Here is a 25,980-nt window from a genome sequence, read left to right on the forward strand (position 1 = left end):
GGATTTAACCGCGATCCTCCAGAATCAGCTTCGCGCCGCGCAGGCCCACCGCCATCGCGGGGGCATTGGTGTTGCCGGTGACGTGGCCCGGCATGATCGAACAGTCCGCCACGCGTACACCTTGAACTCCGTTCACCCTCAGGCGCGCATCGACCACGGCGCCCGCGTCCGCGCCCATGCGGCAGGAGCGGATTGCGTGGAGGCCGCAACTCGACAGATTGCGGAACATCGCCAGCACGTCCTCGTCGCTTTCCACCTGGGCGCCCGGCACCAGTTCCTCGCCGACCATGCGGTCCAGCGGCGCGGCGCGCACGTAGCTACGCATCTTGCGGACCAGCGCGAGGGCCGAGGCCTTGTCGTGCTCGGTGGTGAGGAAGTTGTGACGAATGTCCGGCAGGTCATCGCCTGATGCACTAACGGCGCGCACGCTGCTCTCGCTGGTAAGGCGCAGGAGCTGGCCGTAAATGGTGACGCCGGGCTTGGGGTCGATCTTGTCGAGCGGGACCGGGTCCTTGTCGTCTCCGACCTTGAAAGTGTAGCCCCCTAGATAGAACTGCGCGTCGGTGCGTCCGTCCGGGTGAGCGACATGGCAGAAGGCGCCGATCTCGAACGGGCCGGTGGCCAGCACGCCGTCGCCGCGCAGAAGATAGCGCAGCATCGCCAGCGCCGCACCTATGCCGAAGAAGCTCTTGTTGGTGCCCTTGCCGTGGTCCAGCCGGAACGGCATCGAGATCGAGAGATGTTCAATCATCTTCTCGCCCACGTCCGGCGAATGGGCGACGAGGGGGATGCCTGCCGCCGCCAGCCGGTCCGCGTCGCCGATGCCGGAGCGCTGGAGCAGCAGGGGGCTTTCCATGGCGCCTGCGCTCACCACGATTTCGCCTGCACAGTCGAACCGCTGGGGGCGGCCGTTCACGGTCACGTCGAGGCCCACGGCGCGGGTGCCTTCGAAGACGATTCGCTGGGCCATCACGCCGGTCATCACCGTAACGTTGGGCCGCCCTCGCGCCGCTGCAAGGTAAGTGCGGGCAGACGAATCGCGCTTACCCTTGCGGATATTGTGGCTGTAATAGCCGACGCGCGGTCCCGGCGTTTCATTGAGATCGTCGACGCGGGTGAGGCCCAGCGTCTCGCCGGCCTCGATCATGCGTTCGGCCAGGGGATATTTGAAACAGGCGGGATCGACGCGCACGAGGCCGCCGCTGCCGCGCATCGATGATGGCCCGGCCGCGTGGTCTTCCAGTTCGAGGAAGGCTTCGGTCATGCTGTCACCGTTCCAGCCGGTGGCCCCGGCTTCGGTTTCCCATGCATCATAATCGGCTTTTTCGCCCCGGCTCCAGATCATGCCGTTGATCGAGGACGAACCGCCAAGGCCCTTGCCGCGTATCCACACTTCGCCGCCGGGCGAATTGCTGCCCGGATCGCGCGGCTGGGAGACGGGGTAGGCCCACATGTGCTCGGGTTTCTTCACCAGCTTGGCGACGCCCTTGGGCAGGGTTACCCAGAAGCTATCGTTCTCGCCACCGGCTTCCAGTATCAGCACTTGCGATTTGCCGTCCGCGCTCAGGCGTTCGGCCATGACGCAACCGGCGGAACCGGCGCCGACGATGATGTAGTCCCATTGCTTGGTCATCTTGTTCGTCTCCCGCTGCGTGGGTCGCACGAACTAGCGCAATGGCTACCCTAGCGTTTTGGTGAGTCACAATGCCGGGGCAGGCAGGCTTAAACCGTTGTCATGACCGGAATCCAAATACCGGCCGATTTCGAGATGATGCGGGAGCAAGATGCGAGCGATAGCAACAGGGCTGTTCACCGACGAGGCGCAGCCGCGCCTGATCGGTGGCAAGGACCGGGAAACCGGCCGGATTGTTTTTCCATGCCCATCCGCCGCGACTTACGAACCGGTGCCGCTTTCGCGCGAGGGATCGCTGTGGTCCTACACCGTGCAGCGCTATCGCCCCAAGTCTCCGCCTTACGCGGGGCCTGAATCCTTTAAGCCCTGGGTGGTCGCTTATGTCGAACTGCCGGGGGAGGTCATCGTCGAGGCGCCGCTTTATGGCGTTGCCTTCGAGGACGTGAAGATCGGCATGCCGGTGCGTTTCGCGCCCGCGCCGCTCAACCCCGAGGACGCAGACAGCGTCTTCATCCCCGCATTCGAACCCGCAGGAGACGTAGCATGAGCGGCGATGTGTGCATCGTCGGCATCGGCATCCACCCGTTCGGGCGCACCGATGGCCTTTCCGGCGTGGACCAGGGCGTTTTTGCCGTTCGTCAGGCTCTGGCCGACGCGGGAGTGGAATGGCCGCAGGTCCAGTTCGCCTATGGCAGCTCGGATGCGGCCGGTAACCCGGACACCATGGTCGACCGTCTCGGCCTTACGGGCATGCAGTTCATCAACGTGCGCAACGGCTGCGCAGCGGGCGGATCGGCGCTGTTTTCGGCGCAGATGGCGATCAAGTCGGGTGAGTTCGAGCTTGGTCTTGCGGTCGGTTTCGACAAGCACCCTCGCGGCGCCTTCAACGCATTGCCATCCGAATACAACCTGCCGGACTGGTACGGTGAGATGGGCCAGATGGTCACCACGCAGTTCTTCGCGGCCAAGATCATGCGCTACATGAGCATGTTCGGCATCTCGCAGGAATCGCTTGGCCGTGTCGCGGAAAAGGCATTCCGCAATGCCGTCCACGCCCCTCACGCATGGCGCCGCCAGCCCGTGGCACTGGAGGATATCCTTGCCGCGCCCTTGGTCAGCGATCCTTACACCAAATACATGTTCTGCTCGCCCGCAGAGGGCGGCGTCGCGCTGATCCTCGCCAGCGAGAAGAAGGCGCGCGAACTGGGCAAGCCGTTGATCCGCCTGAAGGCCGCGACCATGCGCACCCGCCCGCCCAGCAGCTTCGAGGTCTTCGCGCCTTCGGTCGATGTGGTGGCGGACGATACCCGCCCGCGCGGCACGGCCTCGCGCATTGCCTCGGCTGACGCATTCCGCCTTGCCGGCATTGGTCCGGGCGACATCGACGTCGCCCAGCTTCAGGATACCGAAGCCGGCGCCGAGATCATGCACATGGCCGAAAACGGCTTCTGCGCTGATGGCGAGCAGGAGAAGTGGCTGGCCGAGGGTCATACCGAGATCGGCGGCGCGCTGCCGGTCAATACCGACGGCGGCTGCCTGGCCTGCGGAGAGCCGATCGGCGCATCGGGGCTGCGTCAGGTCTTTGAAAACGTAGTGCAATTGCGGGGCGACGGCGCTGGCCGTCAGGTCCCGAACTCGCCCAAGACGGCTTACAGCCACGTCTACGGCGCGCCGGGCGTCTCCGCCGTCACCATTCTGGAACGCTGATGGATATCGAACTTTCCCCGCAAGACGCCGCTTTCCGCGATGAGGTTCGCATTTTCCTGCGTGACCATCTGCCTGCCGACGTCAAGGCCGGCGCGGCGGCCACCCCGTCCGTTTTCGTCGAGCCGGAGATCGGGCAGGTCTGGAACGGTGTGCTCAACAAGAAGGGTTGGCTGGGCTACCAGTGGCCCGCCGAGCACGGCGGCACCGGCTGGACCCCGCTGCAACGCTACCTGTTCGAGAAGGAGTGCGCCGCCGCCGGCGCGCCCAATCTCACTGTGCTGGGCCTCAAGCTGCTGGCCCCGGTGATCTACAACTTCGGCACCGAGGCGCAGAAGGCGCAGGTCCTGCCGCGCATCCTTTCGGGCGAGGACTACTGGTGCCAGGGCTTCTCCGAGCCGGGCGCGGGTTCCGACCTTGCCAGCCTGAAGACCCGCGCGGTTCTGGAAGGCGATCACTACCGCGTCACCGGATCGAAGATCTGGACCACTCACGCGCATCACGCCAACCGCATGTTCACGCTGGTCCGCACCAATACCGAGGTGAAGAAGCAGGCAGGCATCACGTTCCTGCTGATCGACCTCGACAGCCCGGGCGTCTCGGTGCGCCCGATCCTGACCAATGCCGGCGACCATGAAGTCAACCAGGTCTTCCTTGAGGACGTGATCGTCCCGGCCGAAAACCTCGTCGGCGGCGAGGGGCAGGGCTGGACGATCGCCAAGTTCCTGCTCGAAAACGAGCGCGGCGGATCATGCCATGCCCCCAAGCTGGGCTACGATCTCGACCAGATCGAGACCGCCGCGAAGCTGGAAAGCGATGGGAAGGGCGGCGCGCTGTCTGACCAGACCGACTGGCGGCGCCGCGTCGCCAAGGCGCGGCTGGCGGTCAACGCGCTCGAAATGATCGAACTGAAGATTATTTCCGAGATCGCCAAGGGCCGCAAACCCGGTCCGCAGACCTCGCTTACCAAGCTGCTTGCCTCCAACCTGCGGCAGGACATCGACCTGCTGGCGGTGGACCTTTACGGTCCCGCCGGTCTCCAACTGGAAACCGCGCGTCCGCTTTACGGTGACAACGCGCCGCAGGGCCTTCATTCCAAGGAAGCGCAAGTCGCTTCCGCGCGCTATCTCAACAGCCGCGCCTGGACGATTTTTGGTGGTACCAACGAAATCCAGAGCACGATCATCGCCAAATCGGTGCTGGGCCTGTGACGGCCCGGCACGTCAACGACGAGAGGAATCCGACATGCAGCTGAACCGCGAGGCGCTGACCCGCGCCTACCGGCAGATGAAGCTGATCCGCGAATTCGAGGAACGGCTCCATGAGGAGATCCAGACCGGCGAAATCGCAGGCTTCACCCACCTTTACTGCGGTCAGGAAGCGGTTGCCGTCGGCGTGTGCGAACACCTGACCGAGCGCGACAAGATCGTCTCCACCCACCGCGGCCATGGTCACTGCCTTGCCAAAGGCTGCGACGTGGACGGGATGATGAAGGAAATCTGGGGCAGCCAGGACGGCCTTTGCAACGGCAAGGGCGGCTCCATGCATATTGCCGACATCGACAAGGGGATGCTCGGCGCCAACGGCATCGTCGGCGCGGGCGCCCCGATCGCGGTGGGCGCGGCGCTGTCGAACAAGATCGACGGCCCCGACGAAGACGGCAAGCTGGCCATCGCGCTCGCCTTCTCGGGCGACGGCGCCTGCAACCAGGGCACCACGTTCGAGGCGATGAACCTCGCGGTCGTCACCAAGGCACCGTGCATTTTCGTCTTTGAAAACAACCACTATTCCGAGCACACCGGCGTCGATTACGCCGTCGGCACCGTGCAGGACATCGCCAGCCGCGCCGAAGCCTTCGGCATGAAGGTATGGCGCGCGGACGGAACGGACTTCTTTGCGGTCCACGACACGTTCCGCGAAGTGCTGGAATATGTCCGCACCCCCGGCAATGGCCCGGCGGCGGTGGAATTCGATACCGAGCGTTTCTTCGGCCATTTCGAGGGCGATCCGCAGCGTTACCGCGGCGAGGGCGAGCTTGATCGCCTGCGCGCCGAGCGCGACTGCCTCAAGATCTTCCGTGCCAGCGTGACGGGCGCCGCCCTGCTCGACGATGCGGACCTCGACAAGGTCGATGCCGACGCGCTCCAGGCTATCGAGGACGCCGTTACGGCGGCGCGGGCAGGGGCTCGTCCCCAGCCTGAGAACGTCCTCGACAACGTCTACATCAGCTACTGACGGCAGGAGCGAGAACAATGGCAAAATTGACGTATCGCGACGCCATCCGCAACACGATGTTCCAGGAGATGCAGCGCGATGAACGCGTCGTTGTCCTGGGCGAAGACGTGGTTGGCGGCATGGGCACTGCCGGCGGGCCTGAAGCCATCGGCGGCATCTGGTCGACCACGACCGGTTTCTACGACGCATTCGGCCCAAACCGGGTGATCGACACCCCGATCAGCGAAAGCGCGATCATGGGCGCGGCGGGCGGTCTGGCTCTGGCCGGAAAGCGCCCGATCGCCGAGATCATGTTCGCCGATTTCATCGGCGTCAGCATGGACCAGCTGTGGAACCAGATCGCCAAGTTCCGCTACATGTTCGGCGGCAAGTCGGTCTGCCCGGCGGTGATCCGGATGCCTTGCGGCGCCGGCTACAACGCGGCGGCCCAGCACAGCCAGATGATCAGCCAGTTCGTCACCGGCATGCCCGGCATCAAGGTGGTCATGCCCACCACGCCGGAAGACGCCTGCGGCCTGATGCGCCAGGCGATCCGCGACGACGATCCGGTGGTCTTCCTTGAGCACAAGTTCCTTTACGGACTGACCGGCGAGGTCAACGAAGACCCGGACTTCTGCATCCCCTTCGGCCACGCGCGCCTTGCCCGCGCCGGCAAGGACGTCACCATCGTCGCCAGCGGCATGATGGTCCGCTACGCCGAGACGGCGGCAGACGATCTGGCGCAGGACGGCATCGGCTGCGACGTGATCGACATTCGCACCACCTCGCCGCTCGACGAGGAAGCCATCCTCGACTCGGTCGAAGTGACGGGCCGCGCCGTGATCGTCGACGAGGCGCCGCCGCGCTGCTCGCTGGCGACCGACCTGTCCTCGCTCATCGCCCAGAAGGCTTTCGCCAGCCTCAAGGCACCGATCGAGATGGTGACGCCCCCGCACACGCCCGTACCGTTCGCCCGCGAACTCGAGAGCGCCTACCTGCCCAGCCCCGCGAAGATCGCGGCGGCCGTGCGCAAGACGCTCGATTACCGTTGAGAGAGGCGCTGACATGAGCCGCATCCGCGCATTCACGATGCCCAAATGGGGTATCGAAATGACCGAGGGCACCATCGCCGACTGGATGGTCAAGGAAGGGGACAGCTTCAAGCGCGGCCAGACGCTGTGCCTGATTGAAACAGCCAAGATCACCAACGAAGTCGAGGCCGAATACGACGCCACGGTGCGCCGCATCATCGTGGGCGGCGGTGCCGGCGAGGAGCCTGTGGGCGCCCTGCTGGCGGTCTTCGACGAGGGATCGCACTCGGACGACGAGATCGAAGCCTTCGTGGCCGGCTTCAAGCCTGCCGAAGGCGGCATCGCCCAAGGTGCAGCAAAGGGTGGTGCGGAGAAAGCCAAGGCGGCCGAACCCGCCGCCGTGGCCGCTGCTCCGGCACCTGAAAAGCAGCGGGTCAAGATCGACACCAACCGCCCGATCAGCCCCGAGGCGCTGCGCCTCGCTGAGGAAGAAGGCGTCGATATCTCCGGTATCGAGGGGTCGGGACGCGGCGGGCGCATCACTCATCAGGACGTCATCAAGGCCCTGCGCGGTCCCTCCTCGGCGGCGCCTCAGGGTGTGCTGGCGGTCGAACCAGACGACCTCAGGGTGCTGGCATCGCCGCTTGCCCGCCGCATCGCCGCTCTCCACGGTCTCTCGCTGTCGGGCCTCACCGGGACCGGCCCGCGCGGCCGTATTTCCAAAGCGGACGTTCTGGCGCTCGTGCCGGAAACGAAGGCCCCTGCCGGTTTCGGTGCGCCCGAGTTCGTGGCCGGTGAAAACCGTCCCGAGGTCGTGCCCTTCGACCGCGTTCGCAAGGTCGTCGCCCAGCGGCTGACGCAGGCCAAGCAGGAACTGCCGCACTTCTATCTGCGCATGTCCGCCAGCGCCGACAAGCTGATGGAAATGCGCAAGACCGCCAATGTCGTGCTAGGCTGCAAGGCCTCGGTCAACGACTGGATCGTCAAGGCCTGCGCCACCGCGCTTGCCCGTCACCCGGACGTCAACGTGCAGGTCCACGGTCAGGAGATTCACCGCTTCCCGCATGCCGATGTATCGATCGCCGTGGCCAGCCCCAAGGGCCTCGTCACCCCGGTGGTGCGTCAGGCCAACCTAATGCGCATCGACCAGATCGCGGCCGAAACCCGCCGCCTGATCGACAAGGCGCAAGCCGGCAAGCTGAGCATGGACGACATGGACGGCGGCACCTTCTCCGTGTCCAACCTGGGCATGTTCGGGATCGAGAACTTCGATGCGATCATCAACCCGCCGCAGGGCGCGATCCTGGCTGTGGGTGCCGCGCTGCGCCAGCCGGTCGAGACGGGGGACGGCGGGGTCGCTTTCGAAACCCGCATCTCGGTCACGCTGTCAGTCGACCACCGCGCTATCGACGGCGCTGCGGGCGCGCAGTTCCTGCAAACGCTCAAGGGTCTGATCGAGGCGCCGGAAGGCATGTTCTAAAGCGTGATCTCGTTTTCTTCGTCATTCCCGCGAAGGCGGGAATCCAGCTGATAAGATTTCCTGTTGCACGGGCATCAGATGGATCCCCGCCTTCGCGGGGATGACGAAACAAAATAAGATGAACGCCGTTCGAAAGGATAATCGAAATGACCGGAGAGGCCACCACCACCGTCAAACCTGGCCCGCTCAAGCGGCTCGGCGACGTGATCCAGCTCGCGTACTTCCCGACCGATTTCGACGCCACGATGAAGTACTGGATCGAAACCGTCGGCGTCGGCCCGTTCTTCGTCCTCAACGACGTCCGGCTCGACGAGATGAAGTACAAGGGTGAGCCAACCGACGCCGTCTTCACCATGGCGATCGGATACTGGGGCGACATCCAGATCGAACTTATCAAGACAGACAGCGACGCGCCTTCGCTCTACTCCGGCGAATATGCCGTGCGCGACCGGCTGCACCACGTCTGCGTCTTCGTCGAATCGATCGCCGAAGCGCGGGCAGCCTGCGCTGAAGCCGGCGCGAAAGTGATCGTTGAGGGCAAGGTCGGCGCGGACGGCGAAGTGATCTACGTCGATCCCGGCCAGGGCCCCGGCCACGTAATCGAATACCTTCAGCCGCTCAGCGGCACGGAAGGGCTTTTTCAGATGATGAAGGATGCCGCCCGCGACTGGGATGGCTCCGATCCGATCCGGGTGCTTCAGTAATGACCGAGATTTCCCAACACGCACTCGACATGGCCGCCAAGGTCGAGGCTTTCGTGCGCGATGTGGTGGTGCAGTTCGAGAAGGACCCGCGCCGCGATCACCACGGTGCGCCCACTGACGAACTGATGATGGAGATGCGCGGCCTGGCCCGCGAGGCCGGCGTGCTCACCCCGCACATCAAGGCTGATGGTTCGCACCTCACCCAGCGCGAGACGGCGGTCGTCCTCATCAAGTCGGGCCTTTCGCCGCTCGGCCCGCTGGCTTGCAACACGATGGCCCCTGACGAGGGCAACATGTACCTGATCGGCCACGTCGGCTCGCCCGACCTCAAGGAACGCTTCCTGAAGCCGCTGGTCGAGGGCAGGGGCCGCTCCGCTTTCTTCATGACCGAGCCTGCCGAATGGGGCGGCGCCGGTTCCGATCCCTCCATGATGAAGACCACCTGCCACAAGGACGGCAACCAGTGGGTCATCAATGGGCGCAAGACTTTCATTACCGGCGCGCAGGGCGCGATGGTGGGCATCGTCATGGCCGCCTCGGCCGAAGAAGACACCAAGGGCGGCGCCTGCATGTTCCTGGTCGACCTGCCGGACGAGGCGATCCGCATCGACGAGGTGCCTAACACCATCGACAGTTCGATGCCCGGCGGCCACGCCACCCTGACCATCGACAACTTGCGCGTCCCCGCCGACCAGATGCTGGGGCAGCCGGGCGAGGGCTTCAAGTACGCCCAGATCCGCCTTTCCCCCGCCCGCCTCTCACACTGCATGCGCTGGCTGGGCTGCTGCATCCGCGCGCATGAGATCGCCAGCGATTACGCCTGCCGCCGCATGGCGTTCGGCAAGCAGCTGATCGAGCACGAAGGCGTGGGCTTCATGCTGGCCGAGAACGAAATCCTCATCAAGCAGTGCGAACTGATGATCGACTGGTGCGCGGGCGTGCTCGACACCGGATCGCTGGGCACCGTCGAAAGCTCGATGGCGAAGGTTTCGGTGTCCGAGGCGCTGATGAAGATCGCCGACAACTGCGTGCAGGTCATGGGCGGCACTGGCGTGACGGAACGCACGATCGTGGAACAGGTATTCCGCGAAATCCGCGCCTTCCGCATCTATGACGGCCCCACCGAAGTCCACAAGTGGAGCCTCGCCAAGAAGATCCGCCGTGACTGGCGCAAGGCTCAGGAAGCCTTGGCGGCGAAGGAAGCGCAGCCGGCATGAGCCCCCCTGAAACCGACGTAGCGCAGGCCAATTCGGGCACCACAGCCGTCCGGGAAGGCTATGCCTTCGACGAAGCGGCGCTGGTCCGCTGGATGGAAGCCGAGGTCGAAGGCTTCGCCGGGCCGCTCACCGTCGAGCAGTTCAAGGGCGGCCAGTCGAACCCGACCTACAAGCTGGTGACGCCGGGCCGCGCCTACGTGCTGCGCCGCAAGCCGCCGGGTGAACTGCTCAAGGGCGCCCACGCGGTGGAGCGTGAGGCCAAAGTGCTTTCCGCGCTCCACGGCGCGGGCTTTCCGGCCGCGCGGGTCTATGGCCTGTGTACAGACGATTCGGTCCTTGGCACGTGGTTTTACGTGATGGAAATGGTTGAAGGCCGCATCTTCTGGGATGCCACTGTCCCGGGCGTCTCGAACGAGGAACGCGCCTGCATCTTCGACGCGATGAACGTGACGATCGCACAGCTTCATTCCTTCGATCCCGAGGCGATCGGGCTGGGCGATTATGGCAAGCCGGGCAATTATTTCGCCCGTCAGGTCGGCCGCTGGTCGAAGCAGTATTTTGCGGACGAGGCTGCCGGCCGCAACGATGATATGGACGCAGTGATCGCCTGGCTCGAAGCCAACATGCCCGAGGACGACGGCGCCTCCAGCGTGATCCACGGCGATTTTCGAATCGACAACATGATTTTCCATCCTGCTGAGCCGCGCGTGTTGGCGGTGCTCGATTGGGAACTGTCGACGTTGGGCCATCCGCTGGCCGATTTTGCCTATAACGCGATGATGTACCACATGCCCCCGCACATCGTGGCGGGCCTTGGCGGGGCTGACATCGCTGCCCTTGGTATCCCGACCGAGGCGGATTACGTTGCCGCCTATTGCCGCCGCACGGGCCGCGAGGGGATGCCGGATTACAGGTATTACATGGCGTTCAACTTCTTCCGCCTCGCCGCGATTTTCCACGGCATCAAGGGCCGGGTGATCCGCGGCACTGCCGCCAATGCCCAGGCGCGGGAACGGGCGGAAGCCTTCCCCGAACTGGCGAAGCTGGCGTTGGGCTTCACGCAAGGGTAGGATGCGCTTCCGCCCATTTCCTTGACTTTCGCGGCGGAGGCCCCTATCGGCCGTCCTTTCCGAACCTTTTGATTTTTTACCGGGAGTGCCCATGGCGCGCGTAACTGTCGAAGACTGTGTCGACAAGATCCCCAATCGTTTCGACCTCGTTCTGCTCGCTGCCCAGCGTGCACGCGAGATTTCGGGCGGCGCGGAACTCACGTTAGAACGTGACCGCGACAAGAACCCGGTCGTCGCCCTGCGCGAGATCGCCGAGCAGACGGTGACCCCGTCGACCCTCAAGGAAACGCTCGTCACCTCCATGCAGCGCGTTCTGCCTGACGATGACGATGAGATGGACGAAGTCGGTTCGCTCAGCCAGTCTGCGGAGGCCCTGCGGATCACGGCTTCGGCACCGACGCGTAACACCTCGATCGGCGGCGACTACGACGGTTGATCCTTTTCGTTGACTGACGCAGCGCGGCAGGCAACGATCACGAGGTGGCCGCTAAATCGAAACTACCTCGTATTATCGGAATTTCCGGGGGACCGCCCAGCAGGGCCGGTCCCCTTGGCGTGTCTGTGAAGGATGAACCCGGCGCCGCTGGCTCACTGCCCGGCAGCGCGACGATTGCCGTCTACAGCGTGAAGGGCGGCGTCGGGAAGACGACTTTCTCGGCCAATCTCGCGTGGTGTTCAGCAGTCGCGAGTGCGCGGCGCACGCTGCTTTGGGATCTCGACGCGGCGGGCGGCTCGGCCTTCCTATACGGCCTTGAGCCGCAGGAAGCGCAGCTTGCCGAGGAAGTCTTCGCGCGCGAACGCCCGGCTGCCGGGTTGATTCAGAAGACGGCCTTTGCCGATCTCGATATCCTGCCCGCGGACGAATCAATCCGCACACTCGACGCGCAGCTCGCGCGGATCGGCAAGCGCAAGCGGCTGGCCAAGCTGACCGAGGAACTGGCGGCCGATTATCCGCGCATCATCCTCGACTGCCCGCCGGTGATGAATGAGCTTTCCGCGCAGATCGTCCGCGCCGCCGATCTTGTGATCGTGCCGCTGCCGCCATCGCCGCTTTCAGCCCGGGCCTTCGATTTGGTGGTGCGGGAGATCGCCGGGAATACCAAGCGTCACCCGCCCATACTGCCGGTCCTCTCAATGCTCGACATGCGCCGCGCATTGCACAAACAGGCGCAGGAGGCGAACCCCAACTGGCCTTCGATTCCTTATGCCAGCGTGGTCGAACAATGTGCAGTGCATCGCCAACCGGTGGGCGCACTCGCACCGCAAAGTCCGGCAGCGCTGGCCTTCGGACGGCTGTGGAACGCGATCGAAAAGAAGCTGGCGCAAAAGCGAGCCTGACAAGGCCTCCGCCTTTGGCAGAGTTTTGGCTTCTCGGTTGCGTTTGCAATGGCGAGTGGAGTGGGCGGCCCGCAATGTGCGGGAACAGCGGCCAAAAATAAAAGGGGCGCCAAGGTCAAACCTTGGCGCCCCTCCTGCATTCTCCCGTCGGAGAACTCTGGTATGTGTCAGGCGCCCTGCGGGGCGGTGCCGCCGTTGAAGCGCTTGCCAGACTTGGGGATGGCCGACCCCGAGAGGGGGCGCGGTGCGGCAACGCCGCGCGGGGTGCTGGGGCGATCGATCGAGCCGCCGTCAAGCAGTTGCCTGATGTCCTCGCCCGAGAGCGTTTCGTATTCCAGCATTGCCTGCGCCAACGTGTGCAGGGCTTCGTTCTGGTCCTTGAGGATCTGCGTGGCTCGGGCGTGGGCGTTATCGACCAGCACGCGGATCTCGCTGTCGATCAGGCGGTTGGTATCGTCCGAGCCCATAGTGCGGTTCGATCCGCCCATTCCGAGATAACCCTCCTGGGTTTCCTCGTACTGGAGCGGGCCGAGCTTGTCGGACATGCCCCACTTTGTGACCATGCTGCGGGCGAGGCCCGTGGCATACTGGATGTCGCCCGATGCGCCGGACGAGACCTTGTCGTAACCGAAGATCAGTTCCTCGGCAACGCGGCCGCCCATCGCCACCGAGAGATTCGCGAGCATCTTGTCACGGTGGTAAGAATAGCTGTCACGCTCCGGCAGGCGCATCACCATACCCAGCGCGCGGCCGCGCGGGATGATCGTGGCCTTGTGGATCGGGTCGGAAGCAGGCTCATGCACCGAAACCAGCGCGTGGCCGGCTTCGTGGTATGCGGTCATCTTCTTCTCGTCGTCGGTCATGACCATGGAGCGGCGTTCCGCGCCCATCATGACCTTGTCCTTGGCGTCCTCGAATTCCTGCATGGCGACAAGGCGCTTGTTACGGCGCGCGGCCAGCAGGGCGGCTTCGTTCACCAGGTTGGCAAGGTCGGCGCCCGAGAAGCCGGGGGTGCCACGCGCGATGACGCGCGGATTAACGTCCGGTGCGAGCGGTACTTTCTTCATGTGCACTGCGAGGATCTTCTCGCGCCCCTCGATATCGGGCACCGGCACCACGACCTGGCGGTCGAAACGGCCCGGGCGCAGCAGGGCGGGGTCGAGCACGTCGGGGCGGTTGGTCGCCGCGATAATGATGATGCCTTCGTTGGCTTCGAAACCGTCCATTTCGACCAGCAGCTGGTTCAGCGTCTGCTCGCGCTCATCGTTCGAATTGCCGAGGCCGTGGCCACGGTGACGACCGACGGCGTCGATTTCGTCGATAAAGACGATGCACGGCGCGTTCTTCTTGGCCTGTTCGAACATATCGCGCACGCGGCTGGCGCCCACGCCCACGAACATTTCAACGAAGTCAGAACCGGAGATGGTGAAGAACGGCACACCTGCCTCACCCGCGATGGCACGGGCGAGCAGGGTCTTGCCGGTGCCTGGCGAACCAACCAGCAGCGCGCCCTTGGGGATCTGGCCGCCCAGCTTGGAGAAGCGAGTGGGTTCGCGCAGGAACTCGACGATTTCCTCCAGTTCCTCGCGCGCTTCGTCAATGCCGGCAACGTCGTCAAAGGTAACCCGGCCAGAGCGCTCCGTGAGCATCTTGGCTTTGGACTTACCGAAGCCCATCGCGCCGGAACCGCCGCCTTTCTGGACCTGACGCAGCGCAAAGAAGGCGATACCCACGATCAGTACGAAAGGCAGCGTCTGCGCGAGGATGTAAAGCAGCAGGCTGCCCTGTTCGGCTTCCTTGCCCGAATATTTGACGTCGTTCTGCGAGAGAAGCTGTGTGAGGGTGATGTCGTTCTGCACGGGAACCGTGCTGAACGTGTCACCGTTCTTGAGCTTTCCGTCGATACGGTCTTCGGCGATCTCCACCGAGGCGACGCTGCCTTCGGCAACCTTGCTGCGGAAATCGGAATAGGGGATGGACGGGCCCGTCGTGGTGCGCGCGCCGAACATCGACACCACCATCAGGAGCGCAAGAAAGATGCCCCCCCATACGAGCAGGCTCTTGACCCAGGGATTGCCGCTTGGCTGGTCGTCGTTCATTCGGGAAAACCGTCCTTTCAGAGCGTCAATGTAGGCGTCTGCCGCCGAATCTCAAGCTGATGCGGACAAGGATAATGTTCGTTTTGGCGCGCAAGCCCTGCGGCCGGGCGGTCGGGGGCGCTCAAAGCCCTTCCTGAGAGGGTTCCGCGAGCCGGGAAAGTGGCAGGTTAAGCGTCATGCATGCGCCCGATTCGCGGCTTTCCAGCTTCATTTCCGCGCCCAGTTGCTGGCTTAGCACGCGCGAGATACGCAGGCCGATGCTCTCGGTACTGGCGGGGTCGAGGCTGAGCGGAAGGCCGATGCCATCGTCCTCCACGCTGAGCACGATGGCGGCGTCCCGGCGCGCTACGCACAGCGCGATGCGCCCGGCAGGGCGGCCTGTGAAACCGTGTTCGAGCGCGTTGGCGATCGCTTCGCTGACGATCAGGGCGACAGGCACCGCGCTATCGGGACGCAGAATGATGCCCGGCTCCGCGTCGACGTGGCAGGTGATGCCGGGGCGGGCGCTGGATGCCATGATCTTGCCCGAGACTTCGGTCAGGAACCGGTCGAGCGGAACCAACTGGCCGTCCTGCCGGTAGAGCTGGCGCTGGATATTGCCGATGACCTGAAGCCGCGCCGCGGCATCGGACAAGGCCTTGCGGGCCGTTGGCTCGCTGAGGGTCCGCATCTGCAGCGAGAGAACGGCGCCCACCATCTGCAGGTTGTTGCCGACGCGGTGCTGCATTTCCTGGAACAGCAGTTCCGCGCGGTCCGCCAGTTGTCCGCGTTCCTCGGCGAGCAGGCGCACTTCCTCGCGGGCGGTGTTCAGGCGGGCATTGGCAGCCTGCATCAGGTGGACCAGCCAGATGTCGACGGTGACCACGCCAAGGTAGAACAGCATTGCCGTGGCCGTGCCGCCGTCGGTCCCGAAAGTCATGCGCGGGGGGATGAACACGTACCAGGCGAATATGCCGCAGACTACGGCGGCAAGGACGCCGGGGCGTGGACCGAACAGGAATGAACTGAGGATCACGGCCGGAAAGAACGTCAGGAACGGGTACCCGGGCGGGAATGCGCCGTCCAGCGCCCAGCGCAGCCACAGTGCGAAAACGCACAGCCCCAGTGTCGCGCCGTAGCGCAGGAATGGGCGGCCAGGAAGGAGCGGGAGGCGTTCGGTAAACCTGCTCAAGGTATTCAATTCAGACCCCAATCACGTCGGCCCCAGTTTCGCTCTCAACCAATGTCGGTACTGCAAGCGATAGACGTGCGAAAGTGGGGTTGGTTCCGTAGCCGGGGATTGGGGCGGGGTATCCAGGCGAGCGGAAACGATGATCCGGGCGGCGTTGAAATAGCCTTGGTTGCCGATTGTTGGCGGGAAGGTCGCGGCAGCCAAGGCCGCGAACATCGCATGTGCCCGCTTCGCTGCGCCCGTACTGACGAAGGGCGGTTGTGTTTCCGGCGTTCGGCCGGGATATGCCTTTATGCCTACACGCGCGATCGGAGCCTCCCCCACGATGAAGACCATCAACCGCATCCACCCGGTCTACGCCGAGATGGAGCGCACCGTGTTCGACCGCATGTCCGCGCTGGCACGCGAGCATGGCGCGATCAACCTGGGGCAGGGCTTTCCAGATGGTCCCGTGCCGGAGCCTCTGCTGGAAGCGGCGGCGCGGGCCTTGCGCGAAAAATCGAACCAGTACCCGCCCGGCGCCGGGCTGATGGAACTGCGCGAGGCGATTTGTGACTATTATCAAAGGCGGCAGGGGCTGGCGCTGACGGCCGATCAGGTGACGGTGACCTCCGGCGCGACCGAGGCGATCGCCGCCGCCGTACTGGCCTTGGTGAAACCGGGTGACGAGGTGATCCTGTTCCAACCGGCATACGATGCCTATGCGCCAATGGTGCGCCGGGCAGGCGGCGTTGCGGTCTCTGTTCCGCTGGCGCCGCCGCATTTTCGGTATGAGGAGGCGGCGCTCAGCGCAGCAATCACGCCGCTTACCCGCGTGGTGATCCTTAACGATCCGCTCAATCCGGCAGGCACCGTCGCCAGCCATGCCGAACTGGCGATGATTGCCCGCGCCTGTGTGGCCCATGACCTCCTCGCGATCAGCGACGAAGTGTGGGAGGACGTGCGCTTCGACGATATTCCCCACCGCTCGCTCATGAGCTTCCCCGGAATGGCGGAGCGCACGGTCAAGATCGGCTCGGCGGGCAAGATATTCGGGCTGACCGGCTGGAAGATCGGCTGGATGATCGCCGCTGGCGACCTTGCTATCGCGATAGCCCATGCCCACCAGTTCCTTACTTACGCTACTGCCGTGCCCTTGCAGTGGGCGGTGGCCGAAGGGCTTTCCATGTCCGGCGACTTGCGGGAGCAGCAGCGCCAGGGCTGGGCTGCCGCCCGCGCGCGGCTCAAGGCGGCGCTGAAGGAGGCTGGGTTCGTCGTCCTGCCCAATGCCGCGACTTGGTTCCTCTGCGTAGACCTCGCCGCTTCGGGCATTGCGCTGACCGACCGTGAATTCAGCGAGCGGGCTGTTACAGAGGCGGGCGTGGCGACGGTGCCGGTCGGCGCGCTATACGCCGGTGACGCTGCGCCAAGCCATATAGTCCGGCTGTGCTTCACCAAGCCCGACACGGTTCTGGACGAGGCCGCAGCGCGGCTGGCCACATGGCGGAGCGGGCTGTGAGCCCCTACACATGGCGGCCGATGGGCGCGGCGGATATCGATGCAGTGGTAGCGGTAGCCGCCGCCTGCTTCCCCGATCATTTCGAGGCGCGCGCCTGCTTCGAGGAGCGCCTTGCGCTTTTCCCGCAAGGCTGCTTTGCGTTATCCTCGGAGGGAGTGGTGAAGGGCTACCTCATCGCCTACCCTTGGCCGCTGGGCGCGATTCCGCCGCTGAACAGCTCGCTGGGCGCTTTGCCGGAAGAGCGGGAGACGTTCTATCTGCACGATCTGGCTCTGCATCCCGACGTGCGCGGCCAAGGCCATGCACGGCCGATCGTCGAGCGGCTGAGCGGCGCGCTGTCCGCGATGGAAGGCCGCAGCCTAGCGCTGGTTTCAGTCAACGATTCCGTCGCCTTCTGGCGCGGCATGGGTTTTGAGCCAGTCGTCGGCGACGCGGCGATCACCCGCAAGCTGGAGAGTTATGGCGGCGGCTCGACCTATATGGTTCGGGCTATTGGCTGGTAACTGGGATCGTTGAAAACCCTCAGGCTCAATGGGCTGCTGAGTTCGAGAACACGTTCATCACCAGGACGCCGGATATGATCAGAGCCATGCCGGCGATTGCCGGCACATCCAGCTTCTGGCCCTGAAATGCCCATGCCGCAGCCGAGATCAGCACGATGCCTGTGCCCGACCAGATGGCATAAGCGATGCCGGTGGGGATCGTCTTCAACGTTAACGAAAGACAGTAGAAAGCGATGAGGTAGGCCGCGCCGGTGACAAGGCTCGGGATCAGTCTGGTGAAACCTTCCGACTGCTTCATGAACGATGTGCCGATCACCTCGGCAATGATGGCAATACCAAGGATGCCGTAGCCCATCGCACGTTCCAATTTCGCTTGCCTTGATCAGTCGCTTTCGAACGCGGCGCGCATGTCGTCGGGTGCGAGATCGGAGAACTTGGTGATGCGGGCCTCGAAGCGCAGGCGCACTTTGCCGGTGGCACCGTGGCGCTGTTTGGCGATCAGCAGTTCGGAGAGGCCGGTGACCTCCTCCATCTTCTGGCGCCAGGTTTCCCACTTGTCCTTGACGTCCGGGCCATCGGTATCGCTGGGATACTTCGGCTCGGTCGCCTTGACGTAGTAGTCCTCGCGATAGACGAACCAGACCATGTCGGCGTCCTGCTCGATCGAGCCTGATTCGCGAAGGTCGGAAAGCATCGGGCGCTTGTCGTCGCGTTGTTCCACTGCGCGGGAAAGCTGTGAAAGCGCGATCACCGGAACGTGAAGTTCCTTGGCCAGAGTCTTCAAACCGCGCGAAATTTCCGAGATTTCGTTCACGCGGTTGTCGCTGGCGCGGCCGGAGCCGGAAAGCAGCTGCAGGTAGTCGATCACGACGAGGCCGATGTTGTGCCGACGCTTGAGGCGGCGTGCACGGGTGCGCAGGCCGGCGATCGTCAGGCCCGGCGTATCGTCGATGAACAGTGGCAGTTCGGCCAGGCGCTGGCTGGCGAAGGACAGCTGCTGGAAATCCTCGCGGCTGATCTTGCCCATGCGCAGCGCTTCGGAACTGATGTTCGATTGCTCGGCAAGGATACGCGTTGCCAGCTGGTCCGCGCTCATTTCGAGGCTGAAGAAGGCCACCGGCGCGCCGACTGACTTTTCGTGCGGCATGCCGTCGCGCACCGTGTCGTCGACATAGCGCTGGGCGGTGTTGAAGGCGATGTTGGTGACCAGCGAGGTCTTGCCCATGCCCGGACGGCCGGCAAGGATGATAAGGTCGGAATCGTGAAGGCCACCGATCTTCTGGTTGACCGAGGTAAGGCCGGTGGTCTTGCCCGAGATGTGGCCGCCCGAATTGAACGCCTTCTCGATCGACATGATCGCGGTGCGTGTGGCGACGCCGAAACTCTGCGCTTCGCTCTGCGTCGCGGCGCCTTCGGCCACTTTGTACAGCGCCGATTCGGCCTGTTCGATCTGCTCCATCGGCTCTACCGATTCGGAGGTGTCCATCGCGCTTTCGACGAGGTTGCGGCCCACCGAAATCAGTTCGCGCAGCAGCGCGAGGTCGTAGATCTGGTTCGCCAGCTCACGTGGGGCGAGCAGGCCCTGGCCGTCCGCCGTCAGCCGTGCGAGGTACGAGACGCCGCCCAGCGCTTTCAGGCCTTCGTCGGCCTCGAAATAGGGGCGCAGGGTGACGCCGGTGACCACGGCCTTGCGGTCAAGCAACTGAAGGATACGCTCGTAAAGGCGGGCGTGGACCGGCTCGAAGAAATGCGGGGGAGTGAGCGGGGTCGTCAGTTCCTCGATCACCCGGTTGTCGATGAGGACGGCGCCCAGGAACGCGGCCTCGGCTTCGACGTTGGCAGGCAGAGTGCGCACGCCAGAATTTTGGGCGCCATCGTCGGCGCGAATGAGAAGATCTTGCTGGGCCATAAGCGGCGCACAATGCTCCGGGTGGCTGAGTCCTTCAAGCGGGACACGGCGGGATATTAATCCACAGCTTGTGGATGTTGGGAGGGTAGGCCTCCCTTCAAAGGCCACTTGCCGGGCTATGCCGCAACCGCGTAAAGGCACTGCGATCATGGCGGACCCGCGCATCTCTCACATCGAGCTCGACGATGCGACCATCCTGTGGCGCAACGCGGACATCGAACAGGAACGGCGCATCGCCATCTTCGACCTGATCGAGGACAACGTGTTCAACCCGCTGCGCGCCCGCGCGTTGGGGCACGAAGGCCCGTACCGCCTGCGCCTCTCGGTGCGCGACGGCCGCCTGTCGCTGGAAATCGCGGGCGAGGACGGCGAGGTGCTGGAAACGCTGGTGCTGGGTCTGGCGCGTTTCCGCCGTCCGATCCGCGAATATTTTGCCATCTGCGAAAGCTATTATCAGGCGATTCGCAAGGCGACCGCGCAGGAGATCGAAACCATCGACATGGCCCGGCGCGGTGTCCACAACGAGGCAGCGGAAATGCTGCTGGAACGCCTGGAGGGCAAGATTGAGACCGACCACCCGACCGCGCGGCGTCTGTTCACGCTGATCTGCGTCCTGCACATCCGCGGCTGAGGTATAAAATACGTGGCAGTTCGCGGCGCGCGAAATGGTGGCAAGGCTACACGAACAAATCGCAAGGTCGGCGGGGCCAGTGGCCACTGGCGCCTTCGTGCGTTGGGAGCATTGCTGCTTGCGGGTATCGTCGGCGGTGCCTGGGGCTGGTGGCACTTGCGTCACTGGACACCCGAGCGCGCGATCTATGGCGCGCAGGGCGTCGAGGTCGGTGCGGACGACGGCGACATCAGCTGGAAGTCGCTGAAGGCGATCGGCGCCGACTTCGCCTATATCGACGCCAGCGCCAGCGCCTTCGCACGAGACCCGCGCTTCGTCGAAAACTTCGAGGCCGCGCGCAGCGCGGGGATGCAGGTGGGCGCACTTCACCGCTATGATCCGTGCCAGCCGGCCGGCACCCAGGCGGCGAATTTCGTCACTACGGTGCCGCGTGACGCCAAGCTGTTGCCACCTGCGGTCGAGCTCGACATGCTAGCCGACGGCTGCCCCGTGAAAGTCAGCGATGCCCGGGTCGAGAGCGAGCTGATGACATTCCTCAACCAGGTCGAGACGCACACGGGCAAGCCGGTGATCCTCAAGGTCACGCCCGCGTTCCAGGCGCGTTACACCATCGCCCACAAGCTGGATCGCAACCTCTGGCTGGTGCGCGATCGGTTTACGCCAAGCTATGCCGGCAGGCCTTGGACGATGTGGACCGCCAACAGCGATCTCGCCAACGAGATTGCGCAGGGCGGCCTGCGCTGGGTAGTGGTGCAGGAATGAACGATACTCCCAGCCTTTCCGATGGCGCCCGCGACGCCTTGATGACCGCTGCCCGCGAGGCGGCCTCCGCCGCTTATGCGCCCTATTCGCGCTTTCATGTCGGTGCTGCGCTGTTGATGGCGGATGGCTCGGTCGTCACCGGTGCCAATGTCGAGAATGCCAGTTATGGCCTGTCACTCTGCGCCGAGACGGTCGCCGTAGCCAAGATCCTGTCGGGGACGCGCCTTGCCGTGGAAGCTGTCGCGGTAACCGGTGGAGCCCCCGGAGAAGCTGGGCAGGGCACACGGGTCACGCCGTGCGGCCGCTGCCGTCAGGTCCTCAACGAGATCGCGCAAGTCGGCGGCACAGATCCACTCGTCTGGTGCGACGGGGCCGAAGGAGTGCTGGAACTGCGCCTTTCGCAGCTTCTCCCTCACGCATTCGGGCCCGCCAACCTGCTCTAGGCAAGTTTATGATGCCCCGTCTCCGCATGACCGGATCGATAGCGTTGAACGCGGGGCGGCGTGATGAGCGGGCAGGTCACCGCAAGCGCATTGTCTATCAATTGAGTTGAGATACAGTCAGCGCAGTCGGGACGTAATCAGAGTCGACCGGCGGAACCCCCACCTGAAATGGAGATTCCCATGGCAAACTTCCATTATCCCACCGCGCAGGACCATACTCCGCTCATCCTCCTGGTTCCCGGTACACCTCTGGCGGCAGGCCACTGGATGAACCGCTGGACCCGGTGGAGCGAGCACTGCCGCCTGGTCGAGCTTGGCCAGTGGGACGAGCCGCATCGCAATACCTGGGTCAACAAGCTGAACCTCGCGGTCCGCCGCGCCGATCGTCCGGTGGTGATCGTGACCGACGATATCGCTGCGCTGGCGCTGGCGTGGTGGGCCGAATTCGAAGCGCTGGGGCAGGATGGCCCTGTGCTGGGCGCGGTGATCGTCAATCCGCCGAATGTCGATCTGCCCGGCGCAGATCCGCGCCTCGCCCCCTTTGGTGCATGCCCGAGGCAGCCCCTGCCGTTCACCTCGTTCCTTGTCAGCGATCTGGAGGGCACGCTGGCTCACCAGCGCTCGATCATGCGGCTGGCGAAGGATTGGGGCTCATGCCCCGTCTGCGACGATACGCGCGGGGACTGGGCTCAGGGCTGGATGCTCATCCAGTCGGTGCTGGGCCTCTCGCCCTCTGTTGCGGTGAAGCCGGAATGGACTCAGGCGCAGAACCTCGCGATGCGCGAGGCTCTGCGCCAGTGGGCGGCGATCTGAGGTAGCGGACGAAGCGATGTCCTCCCCGGTGGGGGGAGGACTCGCCGATCAGGTCTCGCGTTCGACCAACCATTCAAGCAGCGCGCCGAGGCAATCGCGGCCCAGCTGCGCCGACCGTTCGGGGCTCCACCCCTGGCGCTTGTCGGCGGAGGCATCGTGGTCCTTGAAAGGCATTTCCAGAGTCATCGACACCGCGCCGAAGCGCTCTGCCAGCTGGTTGGTCGACATCGTCAGGTTGCCCTTGCCCGGCCGCGTGAGTGGATACCCGAGCTTGGTCTGGAAATCCGGCGTGCGCCGTTCCAGCAGATCCGCATAGCGGGTGTAGCCTGCCTGCTGTTCGTCCCTGAGCGAGGGGATGCCCTCGAACCCGGCGAGGAACACGGCAGAGATTGCTTCGTCGCCGTGGATGTCCATGGCGAAGTCGACACCGGTCGCGTCCATAGCGTCGCGGATGGCGAGGACCTCGGGCGATTTCTCGGCCGTGGGACTGTCCCATTCACGGTTGAGGTTCACCCCCGCAGCATTGGTGCGCAGGTGACCCCGGCGCGAGCCGTCCGGGTTGGCATTGGGGACGATGTGGAAGGAGCAGCGCCTGCGCAATTCGCGCGCTACCGAATCGGAAAGGTCGGCCAGTAGATCCAGCGCGCCTTCCATCCACCATTCCGCCATCGATTCGCCCGGATGCTGGCGAGCATAGAGCCATACCTGGACCGGACCGGTGCCTGTTTCGAGGCAGTCGATCGGCTGGCCGTCGAGGCTGAGGCCCAGCGAACGATGGGTGACACCGTCGGCCCCGGCAATATGCGCGACGAGGTCGTGGTGGCGCTCCATCGAATAGGGCGCGAAATAGGCGAACCAGGCAAGGTCGCCTTCGGGCTGGTAGCGGATGGTGAGGGTGCCGCCATCGCGGCTTGCATCCCACTCGCTGGCCGCGCGTCCCCAGAATTCACGGTCTTCGGAAACGCAGGCGTCGTAATTTGGCCAGCCTCCCGGATAGGCGGAAGCGCCCAGTCCGGTGATTCGCAAGGTCAGTTCGCGTCCGGCCGCGCCGCTGACGCGGAAGTGAAACCACTGGAAGAAGTCCGATGCATGGTCCTTGCGGATCGCAAGGCGGGCCTCGGCGCCGTCGATGGAGAGGACTTCGATGTTGCCGGCGTCGAAGGACGCGGTGATTTGAATGTCGGTCATCGTACCTGAATAGTTTCGCCGGACTGCCCCGGAAACCCCTTGAACAAAGCTTCGGCCAATTTCGCCGAACCGAGCGGTGCCTGTGCCAGCGGCGAATCGCTGCGCACGGTGAACATCGCGCGGCCTTCCCACAAGGCGGTGGCCGTAGCAGGTGCGGCCCGCTCGCGAATGGCCACGAAGACGCGGGTGCCGACCTGGTCCTTAGGTGGACCGGAAAGGTCGATGCCGATGCCCATGCCGACGCCTGAGCCATATCCGCCCGTGCCTCCGCCGACGCCGACCGAAACCGGGCTGCGACCACGCTGTGGCTTGAACGTCTGGCGCTCAAGCGTCAGCAGGGCGACCTGCTGGCTGCGCGCGGCGCCGGGAAGCGGCTCGCTATAGCCGAGTCGGGTGAGTTCCCGCGCGACCGAAGCTGCATATGTGCGGAATTCGAGCGTATCGGCCTGACCGGGGGCAGGTTCCACGCGAATCGTTCCGCGGCCAAGGCCCGCGATGTTGGGCGCATGAAAGCGCGTAACTTCGACCGGGCCGACGGGTGCGACGCAGGCTGACAGGGCAAAACCTGTTGCAAGGGCCAAGGCGGCGCCAAGGTGTGCATAGCGCCGCCGCGCGGGAAGCCTGCGCTCGATCATGGCCATCTGTCCTCTCCAGCCGTGTTTCCGGCAAAATTTGCCCGCCGCATTATGCTGATGAAAGCGCAGGGCGGGGCCGCCGGTTCCCGCCTCAACCTTCGCCGACAGCGGCTATCGCATCGGCCTTGGGGAAGTTGTCGAATAATGCGCCGGCCAGCTTGGTGGCGATCATCCCGTTGCTCCACTTATCGTCGCCCTCGCGGGTGGCGATCGTTGCATAGCCTTCCCACAGCACCTTGCCGCTGTCCTTCTCGACAATCCGGGCATCGAGCCGGGTGGAGACCAACGCGGAGCGCGGCTTGGTCAGGTCGACGTTGATGCCAAGGCCATAGCCGGTGCCGTAAGTGCCGGTTTCAATCGCGGCGGTGCCGCTGACGGGGCTGCGCTTTTCTTCGCCCGGGGCCAGTACCTGACGCGAAATCTTCAGCTTGGTGATCTGCGGCTGCGGCACGTCGGGATGAAGCGTGTCGTAGCCGGCGCCCACGAGGGCATCCACGATCGCCGCTTCGAAAGTCCGGCGCATGCTCGCCTCGACCCAGGGACCATCGCCCGATTCGGATTCGACCGAGACAGGACCCTTGCCCAGTTCGGCGGCGGCGGCCGGGTCGCTGCTGACGAAACGGCTGACTTCTACACGCCCTTCACGCGAATCTTTGGAGCGCGAGTTGTTAATGCGCGGCGAATCGAATGAATTGCCCCAGCCGGAACCGCGATATCCGCCCCATCCGCCCCCATATCCCGGTCCCCACTGCGCTTGGGCGGTAGAAGAGACGAGGAGCATGGCGGCCATGCCTGCGGCGATCGCCGCGCCTTCGAGCTTTTTCATGATGGTATCGTTTTTGTCCGAATTCGGTGGGGTCGCGCCCGTGAACCTGTTATGCGCGCGGCAAGTTGCCCGCAGATGAACAGTGTAGATAGGCCTTGTGAAATCAACTGCAACGGCCTTCGAATCAAGCAGCCTGCTTGACTTCGCACTCCGCTACCACTAACGGCGCCACTTCGAATTTCCGGCGGTCGGTAACCGCCCAGACACGACACGGACGAGATAGACCATGAAGATTCGCAACAGCCTCAAGTCGCTCAAGGGCCGCCACCGTGACAACCGCGTGATCCGTCGCCGCGGCCGTACTTATGTCATCAACAAGACCAATCGTCGCTTCAAAGCCCGCCAGGGCTGATTCTTTTCGCCTGAAGCTCGCCTCTACCGGCGGGTGAACAAGGCGGGTGGTTTCGCGTCGAATGCATGAGGCCTCCGCTGCTCGCGGGGGTCTTGTCATGTCTGTCGTTAATGTATTCTCTCCGGTCGAGGCGGTGGTCTTCGATGTCGGGCGGGTGCTGGTCCAATGGGACATGCGCCGCCTTTTCGCGCGGCTGATCGCCGAGCCTGCGCGGCTCGACTGGTTCATGGCAAACGTCGTCACCGAGGCGTGGCACTTCGAACATGACGCCGGGCGCGACCTGGTCGAGATGGTCGCTGCCCGCAAAGCCGAGTTTCCCGGCCACGACGATCTGCTCGACGCTTACGCCACGCGCTTCGGTGAGACGATTCCCGGCAATGTTCCCGGCAGCCACGAGATCGTGCGCGAACTGGCCGCTCGGTTCGTGCCGCTGTTCGCCATCACCAACTTCGCAAGCCTGTTCTGGCGTGACTACCGCGCGGGAGAGCCCTTGTTCGATCTGTTCGGCGATATCGTCGTTTCCGGCGACGAGAAGATCGCCAAGCCCGATCCGCGCATCTTCGAACTTGCCGCCCGCCGATTCGGCCATGCGCCGGAGGCGATGCTGTTTATCGACGACAGCCCCGCCAACATCGCCGGTGCACGCGCGTCGGGCTGGCAGGTCCATCACTTCCGCGATGCCCCCACGCTGCGTGCGGATCTTTCGGCAAGGGGTCTAATCGGTGAGGCGCCGTCACTGTCTCGTAATTAACGATCAAA

Annotated in this window: 27 protein-coding genes; 19 read left to right on the plus strand and 8 right to left on the minus strand. The window is 64.4% G+C overall.

What is annotated here, in order from left to right; translation table 11 throughout:
- Window positions 1-4: 4 nt before the first annotated feature.
- On the minus strand, window positions 5-1,633 hold the full coding sequence (locus tag V474_RS00165) for a GMC family oxidoreductase (protein ID WP_059149582.1): 1,629 nt from the start codon (window positions 1,631-1,633) through the stop codon (window positions 5-7).
- 151 nt (window positions 1,634-1,784) lie between these two features.
- Between V474_RS00165 and V474_RS00170 the strand changes: the two genes are divergently transcribed.
- The 11 genes from V474_RS00170 (at window position 1,785) to V474_RS00220 (ending at window position 12,391) form a co-directional block, all read left to right on the plus strand.
- Entirely contained in the window at window positions 1,785-2,180 is a 396-nt protein-coding gene (locus V474_RS00170) for a Zn-ribbon domain-containing OB-fold protein (protein ID WP_059149583.1), read from the plus strand.
- Complete coding sequence (locus tag V474_RS00175; RefSeq protein WP_059149584.1) at window positions 2,177-3,340, plus strand: thiolase family protein; 1,164 nt, start codon at window positions 2,177-2,179, stop codon at window positions 3,338-3,340. Before V474_RS00170 ends, V474_RS00175 begins: the two co-directional genes overlap by 4 nt.
- On the plus strand, window positions 3,340-4,548 hold the full coding sequence (locus V474_RS00180; protein ID WP_059149585.1) for an acyl-CoA dehydrogenase family protein: 1,209 nt from the start codon (window positions 3,340-3,342) through the stop codon (window positions 4,546-4,548). The genes V474_RS00175 and V474_RS00180 overlap by 1 nt, the downstream gene beginning before the upstream one ends.
- Window positions 4,549-4,582: 34 nt before the next feature.
- On the plus strand, window positions 4,583-5,572 hold the full coding sequence (locus V474_RS00185; RefSeq protein WP_059149586.1) for a thiamine pyrophosphate-dependent dehydrogenase E1 component subunit alpha: 990 nt from the start codon (window positions 4,583-4,585) through the stop codon (window positions 5,570-5,572).
- A 17-nt stretch (window positions 5,573-5,589) separates the two neighbouring features.
- Entirely contained in the window at window positions 5,590-6,603 is a 1,014-nt protein-coding gene (locus V474_RS00190) for an alpha-ketoacid dehydrogenase subunit beta (RefSeq protein ID WP_043975589.1), read from the plus strand.
- Between the two features lie 13 nt (window positions 6,604-6,616).
- Window positions 6,617-8,062, plus strand: a complete 1,446-nt coding sequence (locus V474_RS00195; protein WP_059149587.1) for a 2-oxo acid dehydrogenase subunit E2 — start codon at window positions 6,617-6,619, stop codon at window positions 8,060-8,062.
- Between the two features lie 146 nt (window positions 8,063-8,208).
- A complete protein-coding gene (locus tag V474_RS00200) occupies window positions 8,209-8,766 on the plus strand; it encodes a VOC family protein (RefSeq protein ID WP_059149588.1) in 558 nt (185 codons plus the stop codon).
- Entirely contained in the window at window positions 8,766-9,983 is a 1,218-nt protein-coding gene (locus V474_RS00205; protein ID WP_059149589.1) for an acyl-CoA dehydrogenase family protein, read from the plus strand. The genes V474_RS00200 and V474_RS00205 overlap by 1 nt, the downstream gene beginning before the upstream one ends.
- A complete protein-coding gene (locus V474_RS00210) occupies window positions 9,980-11,053 on the plus strand; it encodes a phosphotransferase (protein ID WP_059149590.1) in 1,074 nt (357 codons plus the stop codon). The genes V474_RS00205 and V474_RS00210 overlap by 4 nt, the downstream gene beginning before the upstream one ends.
- A gap of 91 nt (window positions 11,054-11,144) precedes the next feature.
- Complete coding sequence (rpoZ, locus tag V474_RS00215; RefSeq protein WP_059149591.1) at window positions 11,145-11,489, plus strand: DNA-directed RNA polymerase subunit omega; 345 nt, start codon at window positions 11,145-11,147, stop codon at window positions 11,487-11,489.
- A 125-nt stretch (window positions 11,490-11,614) separates the two neighbouring features.
- Entirely contained in the window at window positions 11,615-12,391 is a 777-nt protein-coding gene (locus V474_RS00220) for a ParA family protein (RefSeq protein ID WP_236710465.1), read from the plus strand.
- A 167-nt stretch (window positions 12,392-12,558) separates the two neighbouring features.
- Here the strand turns inward: V474_RS00220 and ftsH are convergent, their stop codons facing one another.
- Complete coding sequence (ftsH, locus tag V474_RS00225; RefSeq protein ID WP_059149592.1) at window positions 12,559-14,490, minus strand: ATP-dependent zinc metalloprotease FtsH; 1,932 nt, start codon at window positions 14,488-14,490, stop codon at window positions 12,559-12,561.
- A 121-nt stretch (window positions 14,491-14,611) separates the two neighbouring features.
- The gene (locus V474_RS00230) at window positions 14,612-15,661 is read right to left on the minus strand and encodes a sensor histidine kinase (protein ID WP_082699617.1); all 1,050 of its coding nucleotides are present in this window, start codon (window positions 15,659-15,661) and stop codon (window positions 14,612-14,614) included.
- A 325-nt stretch (window positions 15,662-15,986) separates the two neighbouring features.
- On the opposite strand from V474_RS00230, the gene V474_RS00235 reads away from it, so the two are divergent.
- Together V474_RS00235 and V474_RS00240 are read left to right on the plus strand one after the other, a co-directional pair.
- Window positions 15,987-17,159 (plus strand): aminotransferase, encoded by a 1,173-nt coding sequence (locus V474_RS00235; protein WP_059150693.1) that lies wholly within the window; start codon window positions 15,987-15,989, stop codon window positions 17,157-17,159.
- A complete protein-coding gene (locus V474_RS00240; RefSeq protein WP_236710466.1) occupies window positions 17,156-17,662 on the plus strand; it encodes a GNAT family N-acetyltransferase in 507 nt (168 codons plus the stop codon). The genes V474_RS00235 and V474_RS00240 overlap by 4 nt, the downstream gene beginning before the upstream one ends.
- Window positions 17,663-17,687: 25 nt before the next feature.
- On the opposite strand, the gene V474_RS00245 is transcribed toward V474_RS00240, so the two are convergent.
- A complete protein-coding gene (locus V474_RS00245; protein WP_059149595.1) occupies window positions 17,688-18,017 on the minus strand; it encodes an SMR family transporter in 330 nt (109 codons plus the stop codon).
- 27 nt (window positions 18,018-18,044) lie between these two features.
- A complete protein-coding gene (locus tag V474_RS00250; RefSeq protein WP_059149596.1) occupies window positions 18,045-19,571 on the minus strand; it encodes a replicative DNA helicase in 1,527 nt (508 codons plus the stop codon).
- Between the two features lie 148 nt (window positions 19,572-19,719).
- Here V474_RS00250 and V474_RS00255 point away from each other — a divergent pair, with 148 nt between their 5' ends.
- The 4 genes from V474_RS00255 (at window position 19,720) to V474_RS00270 (ending at window position 22,220) form a co-directional block, all read left to right on the plus strand.
- Window positions 19,720-20,202: a UPF0262 family protein gene (locus V474_RS00255; protein WP_059150694.1), complete on the plus strand. Its 483-nt coding sequence runs from the start codon at window positions 19,720-19,722 to the stop codon at window positions 20,200-20,202.
- A 12-nt stretch (window positions 20,203-20,214) separates the two neighbouring features.
- On the plus strand, window positions 20,215-20,964 hold the full coding sequence (locus V474_RS00260; protein WP_059149597.1) for a glycoside hydrolase family 25 protein: 750 nt from the start codon (window positions 20,215-20,217) through the stop codon (window positions 20,962-20,964).
- Window positions 20,961-21,407 carry a cytidine deaminase gene (locus V474_RS00265; RefSeq protein WP_059149598.1) on the plus strand — a complete coding sequence of 149 codons (447 nt, stop codon included), beginning with the start codon at window positions 20,961-20,963 and terminating at the stop codon, window positions 21,405-21,407. Before V474_RS00260 ends, V474_RS00265 begins: the two co-directional genes overlap by 4 nt.
- Window positions 21,408-21,587: 180 nt before the next feature.
- Window positions 21,588-22,220: an RBBP9/YdeN family alpha/beta hydrolase gene (locus tag V474_RS00270; RefSeq protein ID WP_059149599.1), complete on the plus strand. Its 633-nt coding sequence runs from the start codon at window positions 21,588-21,590 to the stop codon at window positions 22,218-22,220.
- 48 nt (window positions 22,221-22,268) lie between these two features.
- On the opposite strand, the gene V474_RS00275 is transcribed toward V474_RS00270, so the two are convergent.
- The 3 genes from V474_RS00275 to V474_RS00285 all read right to left on the minus strand — a co-directional run bounded on the left by V474_RS00275 (window position 22,269) and on the right by V474_RS00285 (window position 24,869).
- On the minus strand, window positions 22,269-23,408 hold the full coding sequence (locus tag V474_RS00275; protein ID WP_059149600.1) for a M14 family metallopeptidase: 1,140 nt from the start codon (window positions 23,406-23,408) through the stop codon (window positions 22,269-22,271).
- Window positions 23,405-24,043: a hypothetical protein gene (locus V474_RS00280; RefSeq protein WP_059150695.1), complete on the minus strand. Its 639-nt coding sequence runs from the start codon at window positions 24,041-24,043 to the stop codon at window positions 23,405-23,407. Before V474_RS00280 ends, V474_RS00275 begins: the two co-directional genes overlap by 4 nt.
- Before the next feature lie 91 nt (window positions 24,044-24,134).
- Window positions 24,135-24,869: a hypothetical protein gene (locus tag V474_RS00285; RefSeq protein WP_059149601.1), complete on the minus strand. Its 735-nt coding sequence runs from the start codon at window positions 24,867-24,869 to the stop codon at window positions 24,135-24,137.
- A 226-nt stretch (window positions 24,870-25,095) separates the two neighbouring features.
- Between V474_RS00285 and ykgO the strand changes: the two genes are divergently transcribed.
- Together ykgO and V474_RS00295 are read left to right on the plus strand one after the other, a co-directional pair.
- Entirely contained in the window at window positions 25,096-25,221 is a 126-nt protein-coding gene (ykgO, locus tag V474_RS00290; RefSeq protein WP_004210176.1) for a type B 50S ribosomal protein L36, read from the plus strand.
- 97 nt (window positions 25,222-25,318) lie between these two features.
- A complete protein-coding gene (locus V474_RS00295; RefSeq protein WP_059149602.1) occupies window positions 25,319-25,972 on the plus strand; it encodes an HAD family hydrolase in 654 nt (217 codons plus the stop codon).
- Window positions 25,973-25,980 lie beyond the last annotated feature (8 nt).

The sequence above is a fragment of the Novosphingobium barchaimii LL02 genome (assembly GCF_001046635.1).
GTDB classification, from domain to species: domain Bacteria; phylum Pseudomonadota; class Alphaproteobacteria; order Sphingomonadales; family Sphingomonadaceae; genus Novosphingobium; species Novosphingobium barchaimii.